Here is a 13,452-nt window from a genome sequence, read left to right as displayed (position 1 = left end):
TTAAACAGAAATGAAAAACCCCGGAGCAAGCTCCAGGGTTTGAGGTACAGACAAACGCTTCAACAGCAGTGACTTACTTATCGCCCAACTGTTCTGACATGGTGTTGCCCGGGTTTGGCGTACGCGGTTCATCAACCGGACGCGGCGCACGCGGGGTGCCATTGTTGTCAGAATTATTGGAAGCGCCTGGGTCTTCCCAGCCAGCTGGCGGACGCACTTCACGGCGCGCCATCAGGTCGTCAATCTGCGGTGCATCGATGGTCTCATATTTCATGAGCGCATCTTTCATCGAATGCAGGATGTCCATATTGTCGGTCAGGATCTGGCGTGCACGTGCATAGTTACGCTCTACCAGAGATTTTACTTCCTGGTCGATGATACGAGCCGTCTCATCGGACATATGTTTCGCTTTAGCCACAGAACGGCCCAGGAATACTTCACCCTCTTCCTCTGCATACAGCAGCGGACCGAGTTTGTCGGAGAAGCCCCACTGCGTCACCATGTTACGCGCCAGGTTTGTCGCAACTTTAATGTCGTTGGACGCACCGGTAGAAACATGTTCCACACCGTAGATAATCTCTTCTGCCAGACGACCGCCGTACAGGGTCGAAATCTGGCTTTCCAGCTTCTGACGGCTGGCGCTGATCGCGTCGCCTTCAGGCAGGAAGAAAGTCACACCCAGCGCACGACCGCGCGGAATAATCGTCACTTTATGCACCGGATCGTGTTCCGGCACGAGGCGACCGATAATCGCGTGACCCGCTTCGTGGTATGCCGTGGACTCTTTCTGCGCTTCCGTCATCACCATGGAGCGACGTTCCGCACCCATCATGATTTTGTCTTTCGCTTTCTCAAACTCCACCATCGATACGACGCGCTTGTTACCGCGAGCGGCAAACAGAGCAGCTTCGTTGACCAGGTTCGCCAGGTCAGCACCGGAGAAGCCCGGGGTACCGCGCGCAATGATTGCAGCGTCGATATCTGGCGCCAGCGGTACGCGACGCATGTGAACTTTCAGAATCTGTTCACGACCGCGAACGTCCGGCAGACCCACAACAACCTGACGGTCGAAACGGCCTGGACGCAGCAGCGCGGGGTCAAGTACGTCCGGACGGTTAGTCGCCGCGATAACGATGATACCTTCGTTACCTTCGAAGCCGTCCATCTCAACCAGCATCTGGTTCAGCGTCTGTTCACGTTCATCGTGACCACCGCCCAGACCTGCGCCACGCTGGCGGCCCACGGCGTCGATTTCATCGATGAAGATAATGCACGGTGCTGCCTTTTTGGCCTGCTCGAACATGTCACGCACACGAGATGCACCGACACCCACGAACATTTCAACGAAGTCAGAACCTGAAATAGTAAAGAACGGCACCTTCGCTTCGCCCGCGATGGCTTTCGCCAGCAGGGTTTTACCGGTACCCGGAGGGCCAACCATCAGCACGCCTTTCGGGATCTTACCGCCCAGCTTCTGGAAACGGCTCGGTTCACGCAGGTACTCAACCAGTTCACCCACCTCTTCTTTCGCTTCGTCACAACCGGCGACGTCAGCGAAGGTGGTCTTGATCTGGTCTTCCGTCAGCATACGCGCCTTGCTCTTACCGAACGACATGGCACCTTTGCCACCGCCGCCCTGCATCTGGCGCATAAAGAAGATCCAGACGCCGATAAGAAGCAGCATCGGGAACCAGGAAATGAAGATAGAAGCCAGCAGGCTTGGTTCTTCTGGCGGCTCACCTACCACCTTGACGTTTTTGGTCAGAAGGTTATCAAGCAGCTTAGGATCGTTCACCGGGATGTAAGTCGTGTAACGGTTACTATCTTTCTTGGTAACGTTGATCTCACGTCCGTTGATACGCGCTTCGCGAACCTGGTCCTGATTGACCTCCTGCAGGAAGGTAGAATAATCCACCTTGCGGCCATTCGACTCGCTGGGCCCAAAGCTCTGGAATACTGACATCAGCACAACGGCAATGACCAGCCAGAGTATTAGGTTTTTCGCCATGTCACTCAAGGGATTAACCTCATATTACAACTGTGTTAAAAACAGCGTCAGGATACTCTATATCCAGTTTCATTCAAACTTTCGCCTGAAATCTACCGGTTATCATTTTCGCCCGGTCGCTACAATATACACTTCTCGGGAACGGGCCCGGGAAGAGTCCGGCTTACGAACTTTAACCTTCGCAAACAGGGAGCGAATTTCCTTAAGATACTCCTCGAAACCTTCGCCCTGAAACACCTTCACAACAAAACTACCACCAGGCGCTAGTACATCACGACACATTTCTAACGCTAGCTCCACCAGATACATGGCGCGGGGGATATCCACCGCCGGTGTTCCGCACATATTTGGTGCCATATCAGACATGACAACCTGGACCTTACTGTCACCTACACGATCAAGTAACGCTTTCAGCACTAATTCATCACGAAAGTCGCCCTGAAGGAAGTCGACACCGACGATGGGATCCATTGGTAAAAGATCGCACGCGATGATTCGGCCCGTTCCGCCGATCTGCGTTACCGCATACTGGGACCATCCGCCAGGTGCCGCACCGAGGTCTACAACCGTCATCCCCGGCTTAAAAAGTTTGTCACTTTGCTGTATTTCATCAAGTTTAAACCAGGCACGGGAACGCAACCCCTTTTTCTGTGCCTGTTGAACATATTTATCGCTAAAGTGTTCCTGAAGCCAGCGGCTGGAGCTGGCAGAACGCTTTTTACCTGTCATTTAACATTTCCGTCCTGGTTCATCGTTACCTGCCTGTGACGTAAATTTCTACGCAGCTATTTGGCGATATAAGGGAGATGGCGGTAGAATGAACCGTTTTCAATCCCAACGTAAGCAAAAATATACGATGAATCTGAGTACTAAACAAAAACAGCACCTAAAAGGTCTGGCACATCCGCTCAAGCCTGTAGTCATGCTTGGCAACAATGGTTTGACCGAAGGGGTGCTTGCCGAGATTGAACAAGCGCTGGAACACCACGAGCTGATCAAGGTGAAAATCGCCTCTGAAGACAGAGACACTAAAAACCTGATCGTGGAAGCCATCGTGCGCGAAACCGGCGCCTGTAATGTACAGGTCATCGGTAAAACGCTGGTGCTCTACCGCCCATCTAAAGAGCGTAAAATCTCGCTGCCACGCTAAGGATATCCTGAATCAAACACATTTTCTGTGTGAAACGAGGGATTTCTGTCAGCAGGCGAGCAAAATGCCATGCTCCTTGAGTTGATAAAAGGCCGCTATGCGGCCTTTTTCTTTTCTTTACAATGTATCAACATCTTAGTAGAGAAGCGAATTACAGGTATTCAACCTTAATAATTTCGTATTCCACTTCACCGCCAGGGGTGCGAATGGTGACAACATCGTCCTGCTCTTTGCCAATCAGGCCGCGAGCAATCGGGGAGTTCACTGAAATCAGGTTCTGTTTGAAGTCTGCTTCATCATCACCCACGATGCGATAGGTCTGCTCTTCGTCGTTGTCCAGGTTCAGCACGGTCACGGTAGAACCAAAGATCACACGCCCGTTGTTAGGCATTTTGGTGATATCGATAACCTGTGCATTGGACAGTTTTGCTTCGATATCTTTAATACGCCCTTCACAGAAGCCCTGCTGCTCACGCGCGGCGTGGTATTCAGCGTTCTCTTTCAGGTCGCCATGCTCGCGTGCATCCGCGATAGCGGCGATGATTTCAGGACGACGCACGGATTTCAGGAAATCCAGCTCTTCGCGCAGTTTTTCGGCACCACGTAAGGTCATCGGAATAGCTTGCATTTGTTATACCTCTTAAACATTCCTGTTGGGAGCAGTGTTCCCTGCTCCTGCCCCCCTAAGCGGGCAAGAAGCAAAAAGAAAACCGACCCGGGAGCAATGCCCCAGGTCAGCAGCAATTTTTCAATTTGATATGCATTTTACCGCGAAGTTCACTATGGGTCATCGTTTACTTTGCAGTGCCATGCACCGTAGTATGACGGTTTGTTTTCGGGTTGTTAGCGCGAGATTATGCGATTTTCCAGATTTATCATCGGATTGACTACCAGTATAACGTTCACCGCCCAGGCCGCGAATGTTGATGAGTACATTAATCAGCTCCCCGCAGGCGCGAACCTTGCCCTGATGGTGCAGAAGGTTGGCGCACAGGCTCCCGAGATTGACTATCACAGTCAACAGATGGCCCTGCCTGCCAGTACCCAAAAGGTGATCACTGCCCTCGCTGCCCTGCTCCAGCTCGGGCCTGACTTCCGTTTTACGACCACACTCGAGACCAAAGGTAACGTCGAGGGTGGCGCACTGAAAGGCGATCTTATCGCCCGTTTTGGCGGCGATCCGACCTTTAAGCGCCAGGATATCCGCAATATGGTTGCGGTACTGAAAAAATCTGGCGTGCAGAAAATTGATGGCAATGTACTGATCGACACGTCCATCTTTGCCAGCCACGATAAAGCCCCAGGCTGGCCGTGGAACGACATGACCCAATGTTTTAGCGCCCCGCCCGCCGCCGCAATCGTTGACCGTAACTGCTTCTCGGTTTCGCTTTACAGCGCGCCAAAGCCAGATGATTTAGCGTTTATCCGCATAGCGTCCTACTACCCGGTCACAATGTTTAGCCAGGTCCGCACGCTGGCGAAAGGCTCCCCGGATGCGCAATATTGTGAGCTGGACGTCGTGCCGGGCGATCTTAACCGCTTCACGCTTACCGGCTGCCTGACGCAGCGCGCCGATCCGCTGCCGCTGGCCTTTGCGATACAGGATGGAGCAAGCTACGCGGGTGCCATTCTGAAAGATGAGCTGAAACAAGCGGGCATAACCTACACCGGCACGCTGCTTCGCCAGACGCAGGTCAATCAGCCCGGCACGGTCATCGCCAGCAAACAGTCTCCTCCGCTGCACGATTTACTGCGAATCATGCTGAAAAAGTCGGACAACATGATTGCCGACACCGTGTTCCGCATGATTGGCCACGCGCGTTTCGGCGTGCCGGGAACCTGGCGCGCGGGTTCAGACGCCGTTCGTCAGATCCTGCGCCAGCAGGCCGGGATCGAGCTGGGTAATACCATCGCCGTCGATGGCTCCGGATTATCGCGTCATAATTTGATCTCTCCGGCCACGATGATGCAGGTGCTTCAGTACATTGCACAGCATGACACTGAGCTAAACTTTATTTCAATGCTGCCGCTGGCCGGGCATGACGGTTCGCTGCAGTATCGCGCCGGGCTTCACGCTGCCGGCGTGGATGGCAAAGTATCCGCTAAGACAGGCTCGCTGCAGGGGGTTTACAACCTTGCAGGCTTCATCACTACCGCCAGCGGACAACGCATGGCATTCGTGCAGTATCTTTCCGGCTATGCCGTCGAACCGACCGACCAGCGCAATCGCCGTATTCCGCTTGTTCGCTTCGAAAGCAGGCTTTATAAGGACATCTACCAGAATAACTAGCGATGAAACTACTCATAGTTGAAGACGATCTGTTATTGCAGGAAGGGCTGGCGCTGGGGCTGGCCAATGAAGGGTATGCCCTCGACTGTGCTGGCACCGCAGCGGAGGCGGACGCCCTGATCCAGAGCGGCGAATACAGTCTGGTGATCCTCGATTTGGGCTTGCCTGATAAAGACGGCGCCACGCTGCTCAGCCAGTGGCGACGCCGCGGTATCGCCAACCCGGTGTTGATCCTGACGGCACGCGATGCCATTGAAGATCGCATCACCGGCCTCGATGCAGGCGCAGATGATTACCTGGTGAAGCCTTTTGCGCTTGCGGAGCTGCAGGCGCGAGTGCGGGCGTTGATTCGCCGCTATCAGGGCCATAGCGATAACTTACTCACCGACGGCGATATTACGCTGAATCTGCAAACCCAGCAGGTACTGCGCCGGGACCAGGCGGTAGAGGTGACGCCAAAAGAGTTCGCCCTGCTTACGCGTCTGATCATGCGCAGCGGACAAACGGTGCACAGAGAAACACTCCAGCAGGATATCTACTCCTGGCAGGACGATCCGGGGTCAAATACCCTTGAAGTTCACATCCATAACCTGCGTCGCAAGCTCGGCAAGGACAGAATCAAAACCGTCCGTGGCGTTGGCTATCGCCTTGAGAGCCAGAAATGAACAGCATGCGTCGGCGTTTGATGGTGCTGCTGGCGGTCATTCTCTTATTTTTCCAGCTGATAAGCGTCATCTGGCTGTGGCATGAAAGCCGCGAGCAGATCGGTTTTCTGGTGAATGAAACGCTGTCGGCAAAAGCCCGTAATAACCATGTCGAAAAAGAGATCCGCGAAGCGATTGCTTCCCTTCTCGTCCCTTCTCTGGTGATGGTAGGCTTTACGCTGTTTTTCTCTTTCTGGGCAGTCACCTGGATAACCCGACCGCTGAATAAACTGCGTGACAGCCTGGCTAACCGTTCGGCAGATAACTTAACTCCGCTTCCTATGTATTCCGACATGGAAGAAATCGGCGCGGTGACAACCTCCCTGAACCAGCTGCTCGCCCGGCTGGACAATACCATTCAGCAGGAGCGTCTCTTCACCGCTGACGCCGCACACGAGCTTCGAACGCCCCTTGCCGGTATCCGGCTTCATCTGGAGCTTATGGCGCAGTCAGGCGCACCACAGGCCGCGACGTTAATTAGCCGTATCGATCAGCTCATGCATACCGTCGAACAGCTGCTGATGCTGGCCCGTGCCGGACAGGCAATGGCCAGCGGACACTACGAAACCGTGAGCTGGACGGAAAATATCATTGAACCTCTCGGCCTGGGCCATGAAGCCAAAGAGCATACGGTGATTTGGCCCGCTAAAAGCGCGCTCACGGTTCAGGGAGACGCCGTGCTCCTGCGTCTGATGCTGCGCAACCTGCTGGAGAATGCCGGGCGCTACAGCCCGGCAGGGACAACGATTACAGTGACATTAACCGGGGTCGACGGGGGGACGCAGATCAGCGTGATCGATCAGGGGCCCGGTATTGATGACGCGCACCGACAGTCAATTACCGAGCCATTCCGCCGTCTTGACCAGCGCTACGGTGGCAGCGGTCTGGGGCTGAGTATCGTGCAGCGCATTGTACAGCTCCACCACGGCAGGCTGACGCTTGAGAACGGCGCTGAAGGTGGTTTGATCGCCAGCTGCTGGCTGCCCGCAACGCTGGAATAAAAAAAGCCCCCATAATGGGGGCTCTCGACAGATATTAGTGCTTGTAGATGAACTCGACGCCTTCTTCATCGTCTTCATCCCAGTCATCGTCCCAGTCTTCATCATCCTCTTCCGCTTCCAGCTCTTCGAGCTGCTGGCGGTGGTAGTCATCCCACATGAATTCGACTTTTTCAGGCTGTTTCGCTTCTTCCGCCTGAACAATTGGGTTCTCAATGATGAAGGTCATCACATCCCAGCACAGATCTTTCACGCCAACCTGGCTTGCCGCAGAGATCAGGTAGTATTTATCTTCCCAACCCATCGCTTCAGCAATCGCTTTAGCTTTCGCTTCCGCTTCGGCTTTGTCCATCAGGTCGATCTTGTTGAAGACCAGCCAGCGTGGTTTATTCGCCAGTTTTTCGCTGTATTTTTCCAGCTCACCGATGATGATGCGGGCGTTTTCAACCGGATCGGAACCGTCGATAGGATCGATATCGATAAGGTGCAGCAGCACGCGGCAACGCTCAAGGTGTTTCAGGAAGCGAATACCCAGACCCGCACCTTCCGCAGCGCCTTCAATCAGACCCGGAATATCGGCAACCACAAAGCTCTTCTCGTTATCCATACGGACAACGCCCAGGCTTGGTACCAGCGTGGTAAACGGATAGTCCGCCACTTTTGGTTTCGCCGCAGAAACGGCGCGAATGAACGTCGATTTACCGGCGTTTGGCATACCCAGCATGCCCACGTCTGCCAGAAGCATCAGCTCCAGCTGCAGATCGCGCTTATCGCCCGGCGTACCCATCGTTTTCTGACGCGGAGTACGGTTAACGGAGGATTTGAAACGGCTGTTACCCAGACCGTGCCAGCCGCCTTTCGCCACCATCAGGCGCTGACCGTGTTTGGTCATGTCACCCATGGTTTCACCGGTTCCCTGGTCAATCACACGCGTACCGACCGGAACCTTAATGGTGACGTCTTTACCGCGTTTCCCGGTACAGTCACGGCTCTGGCCGTTCTGGCCACGTTCAGCGCGGAAGGATTTTTCGAAACGGTAGTCGATCAGCGTGTTGAGGTTCTCATCCGCCTCCAGCCACACGTCACCACCATCCCCACCGTCGCCGCCGTCAGGACCGCCACGTGGGATATACTTTTCACGGCGGAAGCTCACGCAACCATTGCCGCCATCACCAGCCACGACCAGGATCGTCGCTTCATCAACAAACTTCATTTTACTCTCCGTAACTCATTCGCCTGAGCGGGGGACTACTACAACCGCTTCATTTTTGCGCCAACGTCCCCAAAGACGATGACCAATGGCGGAATACATCGCGCCCGCAACCACGACAAACGCACCGAGATAACCCAACAGGTTGAGCATCGGTCTGACGAAGACATCGGGCCAGGCCATTGATAACAAATCTGAAAATAACAGCGTAAACAGCGGAGTAAGCGTAATTAACGCGCTCACCTGTGCCGCCTGCCAGCGCGCCATCGCTTCGGCCAGCGCGCCATAACCGACCAGCGTGTTCAGCCCACAAAAAATGAGGCACGCCAGTTGCCAGTCGCTAAGCTGGGAAATCACACCCGGCTTTGCTAATGGCAGCAATGCTATTGTACACAAAGTGTACAATAAAAAGAGGATCTGCTGTGAGGCAAGACGACGCAATAACACCTTTTGTGCGACGCCATAGCTCACCCAAACCGTTGCTGCCCCCACACCAAAAATTACACCCCATGTGTAATCCGTCAGGCGGGTGAAAATCTCAATCAGACTGGTGTTGAAGAACATCACCAGACCGCACAGCAGCATGCTCGCCCCGATAATCTGCGTACCGCGCATCTTTTCCTTGAGGATAAAGACGCTGGCGACCATCATGCCCACCGGTGAAAGCTGACCTATCACCTGCGACGCCGTGGGGCTGAGATATTGCAGGGAAGAGCTGAACAGGATGAAGTTACCGAACAGACCGCCCGTCGCGATAGCCAGCAATACCAGCCAGCGCGGTTTGCGGAAGAGCCGCAAGGGTGGAAGCTTACCTTTGATAGCCAGAATGGCCCCGAGGCCGATGCTTGCCATCAGAAAGCGATAAAAGACCACCGTAGGCGGCTCCATCACTTCCAGTACCTGCTTCATTGCAATTGGCAGCGCACCCCAGCACATTGCGGTAGTGAGCGCCAAAAGAATACCAATGCCGGCCTGCTGCTTCATGCCCGTTTTCCCTACAGAAAAAATTACCGGGTTTCCAATGTAAAAAGCCCCGCAACAGGTTGCGGGGCTTTAATCCGTTACCGGACCGAGAAAACCTTACTCAGCAACGATGCTGATGTATTTACGGTTGTTCGGGCCTTTAACTTCAAATTTCACTTTACCGTCTGCTTTAGCAAACAGAGTGTGGTCACGACCGCAACCTACGTTGTTGCCAGCGTGGAATTTGGTACCACGTTGACGAACGATGATGCTACCCGCCAGAACGGATTCGCCACCGAAACGCTTAACGCCAAGGCGTTTAGCTTCTGAATCGCGACCGTTACGTGTGGAGCCGCCAGCCTTTTTATGTGCCATTTAAATCTCTCCTCAGGTCTTAGGCGCTGATGCCAGTAATTTTCACATCAGTGAACCACTGACGGTGGCCCTGCTGCTTACGGTAGTGCTTACGACGACGAAACTTAACGATTTTAACTTTCTCGCCACGACCGTGTGCAACAACTTCAGCTTTGATAACGCCGCCATCAACGAAAGGAACGCCGATTTTGACTTCTTCACCGTTTGCGATCATCAGAACTTCTGCGAACTCAACAGATTCGCCAGTTGCGATGTCCAGCTTTTCCAGGCGAACGGTCTGACCTTCGCTTACTCGGTGTTGTTTACCACCACTTTGGAAAACCGCGTACATATAAACTCCGCTTCCGCGCACGTCCTCGTATGAATCAGAGTGCGCTATAAATATTCACAATAGGGCGCGAATATTACGCAAAACGCGAGCCTTTGACAAGTGCTACCGTCAATACATGAAGAAAAAAAACACAACACGTACGGTAACGTTTATCTGTGCCGTTTTTTCAGTACAATCAGCACTACTATTGATAAACCGAAACCCTTCGTTACCCCATTGAAGATGGGATCAACAGGATAAAAAGCCCGGCTTTTGCGATGAATTTAGAAAAAATCAACGAGTTAACCGCGCAAGATATGGCGGGTGTGAATGCAGCAATCCTGGAGCAACTCAACTCTGACGTTCAGCTGATCAATCAGTTGGGCTATTACATCGTCAGCGGCGGCGGTAAACGCATTCGTCCGATGATTGCCATTCTGGCTGCCAGAGCCGTTGGCTATCAGGGAAATGCTCACATCACTATCGCAGCGCTCATCGAATTTATTCACACGGCGACGCTTCTGCATGACGATGTTGTGGATGAATCGGATATGCGTCGTGGCAAAGCCACGGCAAACGCCGCTTTCGGAAACGCAGCCAGCGTCCTGGTGGGGGATTTTATCTATACCCGCGCCTTCCAGATGATGACCAGCCTGGGCTCCCTGAAAGTGCTGGAAGTGATGTCCGAAGCCGTAAACGTCATTGCTGAAGGCGAAGTGCTGCAGCTGATGAACGTCAACGACCCTGATATCACCGAAGAAAACTACATGCGCGTCATCTACAGCAAAACGGCGCGCCTGTTTGAAGCGGCTGCCCAGTGTTCCGGCATTCTGGCCGACTGTACCGAAGCACAGGAAAAAGGCCTGCAGGACTATGGCCGCTATCTGGGTACGGCCTTCCAGCTGATTGATGATTTGCTGGACTACAGTGCGGACGGCGAAACGCTCGGTAAAAACGTGGGCGATGACCTGAACGAAGGTAAACCCACCCTGCCGCTGCTTCATGCTATGCGCAACGGAACAGCCGACCAGGCGAAAATGATCCGTGAAGCGATTGAGCAGGGAAATGGCCGCCATCTTCTGGAACCTGTACTAGAAACTATGGCTATCTGCGGATCGCTGGAATGGACGCGTCAGCGCGCGGAAGAAGAAGCCGACAAAGCCATCGAAGCGCTTCAGGTCATTCCAGACAGCCCGTGGCGCGAGGCACTGATTGGTCTTGCCCACATCGCCGTTCAGCGCGACCGTTAATCCCCTTGTTTCTCCCCGCAGCGATAGCGGGGAGATTCCAGTACACACCTGTAAATTCCGTGTTCATGTAAATTCATCGGTTTAGAGACCGCATGAATAAAGCCGTGTCTTATTCTGAATATCCCTTCAAGTAACGCGAACTTTTTAGAACAAGAAGTTGAAATGGGTATAGTAACCGCGTCGTTTCAGAAGAAACGGCGTAGGTGAATCCGAACTTAAGGACGGCGTTATGGATACGAAATTTATCGACTGGCACACGGCTGATATTATTGCCGCGCTGCGCAAAAGAGGCACTTCACTGGCAGCAGAGTCCCGCCGCCATGGACTGAGTTCTTCCACTCTGGCAAACGCCCTCACCCGCCCCTGGCCCAAGGGAGAATTAATTATCGCGACGGCGCTGGATACGCATCCGTGGGTAATTTGGCCTTCGCGCTATCACGATCCCATCACCCATGAATTTATCGACAGATCGCGCATGATTCGCCAGAGAAAGGTAAAAAGAGAACCGCAGGAATAACGCATTTTTGACAGGAACAGCAACCCCCCGGTCATTGCTGGCAGGGGGCTGCCGGAACGATTACTCGCCCTTCACACGCTCGATGTTGGCACCCAGCGCGCGCAGTTTATCTTCGATACGTTCATAACCACGATCGATGTGATAGATACGATCCACGATCGTTGTACCTTCCGCGATACAACCCGCCAGCACCAGGCTTGCAGACGCACGCAGATCGGTTGCCATCACCTGAGCACCTGACAGTTTCTCAACGCCGTGGCAAATCACGGTATTACTTTCGATCTCAGCATGCGCGCCCATACGGATCAGCTCCGGTACGTGCATAAAGCGGTTCTCGAAAATGGTTTCTGTGATGAAGCCAGTGCCTTCGGCAACCAGGTTCAACAGGGTGAACTGCGCCTGCATGTCCGTAGGGAACGCCGGATGCGGCGCCGTACGCACATTGACTGCTTTTGGACGCTGACCGTGCATATCGAGGCTGATCCAGTCTTCACCGATTTCGATATCCGCACCCGCATCGCGCAGTTTCGCCAGCACCGCATCCAGGGTATCTGGCTGCGCGTTGCGACAAACAATCTTACCGCCAGAAATCGCCGCAGCGACCAGGAAGGTGCCGGTTTCGATACGGTCCGGCAGAACGCGATAGACACCGCCGCCCAGACGCTCAACGCCTTCGATGGTGATACGGTCGGTACCCTGACCGGAAATCTTTGCCCCCAGCGCCACGAGGAAGTTGGCGGTATCCACAATCTCCGGTTCGCGCGCGGCATTTTCGATGATGGTGGTACCTTCTGCCAGCGTCGCCGCAGACATAATGGTGACCGTTGCGCCCACGCTCACTTTGTCCATGACGATGTGCGCGCCTTTCAGACGACCATTAACGGACGCTTTAACGTAACCTTCTTCCAGCTTGATCTCGGCGCCCAGCTTCTCCAGACCAAAGATGTGCAGGTCAACCGGACGCGCACCGATGGCGCAACCGCCAGGCAGAGAGACCTGCCCCTGACCAAAACGCGCCACCAGCGGGCCAAGCGCCCAGATGGATGCACGCATGGTTTTCACCAGATCGTAAGGGGCTGAGAAGTTGTTCACCTTGCTGGCGTCGATCCAGACGGAACCGTTACGCTCGACTTTCGTGCCCAGTTGGGTGAGCAGCTTCATGGTGGTGTCGATATCTTTCAGCTTCGGTACGTTCTGAATTTCTACCGGCTCTTCAGCCAGCAGCGCAGCAAAGAGGATTGGCAGCGCGGCGTTTTTAGCGCCAGAAATTGTGACTTCGCCCTGGAGACGCGTTGGCCCCTGTACACGAAATTTATCCATTGTGTGCTCTCTTATAAATTCAACCGTGCTGCGGGCCTGTCGCCCTCAGCTCAAAAACCGTTTAGTTTGCGATCGCGTGCCCACTCTTGCGGGGTGAACGCTTTAATCGACAGGGCGTGGATGCGGTTATCCGCAATATATTCCATCAGCGGCGCGTACACAGCCTGCTGTTTCTTCACGCGGCTCATACCGTCGAACATCTCACCCACAGCAATAACCTGGAAGTGACTGCCATCGCCAGTGACGTGGGCTTCCTGAAGGGAGAGTGCATTCATCAGCACTGTCTGGATTTCATGATTTTCCATGGGCTCTTAATCATCTGATAGTGAAAACAAGCCCAACATCTTAGAGCAAAGT

General features: G+C 53.9%; 15 protein-coding genes. 6 read left to right on the top strand and 9 right to left on the bottom strand.

Annotated features, from left to right (window positions below; all coding sequences use genetic code 11):
• Positions 1–73: 73 nt before the first annotated feature.
• Both ftsH and rlmE read right to left on the bottom strand, forming a co-directional pair.
• A complete protein-coding gene (gene ftsH, locus M2422_RS17135; protein ID WP_029739626.1) occupies positions 74–2,008 on the bottom strand; it encodes an ATP-dependent zinc metalloprotease FtsH in 1,935 nt (644 codons plus the stop codon).
• A 102-nt stretch (positions 2,009–2,110) separates the two neighbouring features.
• The gene (rlmE, locus tag M2422_RS17130) at positions 2,111–2,737 is read right to left on the bottom strand and encodes a 23S rRNA (uridine(2552)-2'-O)-methyltransferase RlmE (RefSeq protein WP_003861812.1); all 627 of its coding nucleotides are present in this window, start codon (positions 2,735–2,737) and stop codon (positions 2,111–2,113) included.
• Between the two features lie 127 nt (positions 2,738–2,864).
• Here rlmE and yhbY point away from each other — a divergent pair, with 127 nt between their 5' ends.
• Positions 2,865–3,158: a ribosome assembly RNA-binding protein YhbY gene (gene yhbY, locus M2422_RS17125; protein WP_003861814.1), complete on the top strand. Its 294-nt coding sequence runs from the start codon at positions 2,865–2,867 to the stop codon at positions 3,156–3,158.
• Between the two features lie 151 nt (positions 3,159–3,309).
• Here the strand turns inward: yhbY and greA are convergent, their stop codons facing one another.
• Complete coding sequence (gene greA / locus M2422_RS17120) at positions 3,310–3,786, bottom strand: transcription elongation factor GreA (RefSeq protein WP_014171793.1); 477 nt, start codon at positions 3,784–3,786, stop codon at positions 3,310–3,312.
• A 228-nt stretch (positions 3,787–4,014) separates the two neighbouring features.
• Between greA and dacB the strand changes: the two genes are divergently transcribed.
• The 3 genes from dacB to pmrB are packed head-to-tail and all read left to right on the top strand — an operon-like array spanning position 4,015 to position 7,153.
• Entirely contained in the window at positions 4,015–5,448 is a 1,434-nt protein-coding gene (gene dacB / locus M2422_RS17115) for a serine-type D-Ala-D-Ala carboxypeptidase (protein WP_033146743.1), read from the top strand.
• Between the two features lie 2 nt (positions 5,449–5,450).
• Positions 5,451–6,113 (top strand): two-component system response regulator PmrA, encoded by a 663-nt coding sequence (pmrA, locus tag M2422_RS17110; RefSeq protein ID WP_033146744.1) that lies wholly within the window; start codon positions 5,451–5,453, stop codon positions 6,111–6,113.
• On the top strand, positions 6,110–7,153 hold the full coding sequence (gene pmrB, locus M2422_RS17105) for a two-component system sensor histidine kinase PmrB (protein WP_064673369.1): 1,044 nt from the start codon (positions 6,110–6,112) through the stop codon (positions 7,151–7,153). The genes pmrA and pmrB overlap by 4 nt, the downstream gene beginning before the upstream one ends.
• Positions 7,154–7,187: 34 nt before the next feature.
• Here pmrB and cgtA read toward each other — a convergent pair whose 3' ends face one another.
• From cgtA to rplU, 4 genes are all read right to left on the bottom strand, one after another.
• Positions 7,188–8,363 carry an Obg family GTPase CgtA gene (cgtA, locus tag M2422_RS17100; RefSeq protein ID WP_023333597.1) on the bottom strand — a complete coding sequence of 392 codons (1,176 nt, stop codon included), beginning with the start codon at positions 8,361–8,363 and terminating at the stop codon, positions 7,188–7,190.
• 15 nt (positions 8,364–8,378) lie between these two features.
• Positions 8,379–9,344 (bottom strand): DMT family transporter, encoded by a 966-nt coding sequence (locus tag M2422_RS17095; RefSeq protein ID WP_023309346.1) that lies wholly within the window; start codon positions 9,342–9,344, stop codon positions 8,379–8,381.
• 96 nt (positions 9,345–9,440) lie between these two features.
• Positions 9,441–9,698, bottom strand: coding sequence for a 50S ribosomal protein L27 (gene rpmA / locus M2422_RS17090; RefSeq protein ID WP_004385076.1), 258 nt, complete (start codon positions 9,696–9,698; stop codon positions 9,441–9,443).
• 19 nt (positions 9,699–9,717) lie between these two features.
• The gene (gene rplU, locus M2422_RS17085) at positions 9,718–10,029 is read right to left on the bottom strand and encodes a 50S ribosomal protein L21 (RefSeq protein WP_003025032.1); all 312 of its coding nucleotides are present in this window, start codon (positions 10,027–10,029) and stop codon (positions 9,718–9,720) included.
• Positions 10,030–10,286: 257 nt separating this feature from the next.
• On the opposite strand from rplU, the gene ispB reads away from it, so the two are divergent.
• Together ispB and sfsB are read left to right on the top strand one after the other, a co-directional pair.
• Positions 10,287–11,258: an octaprenyl diphosphate synthase gene (ispB, locus tag M2422_RS17080; protein ID WP_024906360.1), complete on the top strand. Its 972-nt coding sequence runs from the start codon at positions 10,287–10,289 to the stop codon at positions 11,256–11,258.
• Between the two features lie 229 nt (positions 11,259–11,487).
• Positions 11,488–11,775 (top strand): DNA-binding transcriptional regulator SfsB, encoded by a 288-nt coding sequence (gene sfsB, locus M2422_RS17075; protein ID WP_023309348.1) that lies wholly within the window; start codon positions 11,488–11,490, stop codon positions 11,773–11,775.
• A gap of 60 nt (positions 11,776–11,835) precedes the next feature.
• Here sfsB and murA read toward each other — a convergent pair whose 3' ends face one another.
• Positions 11,836–13,095, bottom strand: coding sequence for a UDP-N-acetylglucosamine 1-carboxyvinyltransferase (gene murA / locus M2422_RS17070; protein ID WP_023309349.1), 1,260 nt, complete (start codon positions 13,093–13,095; stop codon positions 11,836–11,838).
• A gap of 50 nt (positions 13,096–13,145) precedes the next feature.
• A complete protein-coding gene (gene ibaG / locus M2422_RS17065) occupies positions 13,146–13,400 on the bottom strand; it encodes a BolA family iron metabolism protein IbaG (protein WP_008501458.1) in 255 nt (84 codons plus the stop codon).
• Between the last annotated feature and the right edge of the window lie 52 nt (positions 13,401–13,452).

Origin of the sequence: Enterobacter sp. SLBN-59, assembly GCF_024807915.1 — a bacterium.
GTDB lineage: Bacteria > Pseudomonadota > Gammaproteobacteria > Enterobacterales > Enterobacteriaceae > Enterobacter > Enterobacter asburiae_B.
This window is presented reverse-complemented; position numbering and strand designations above follow the sequence as displayed.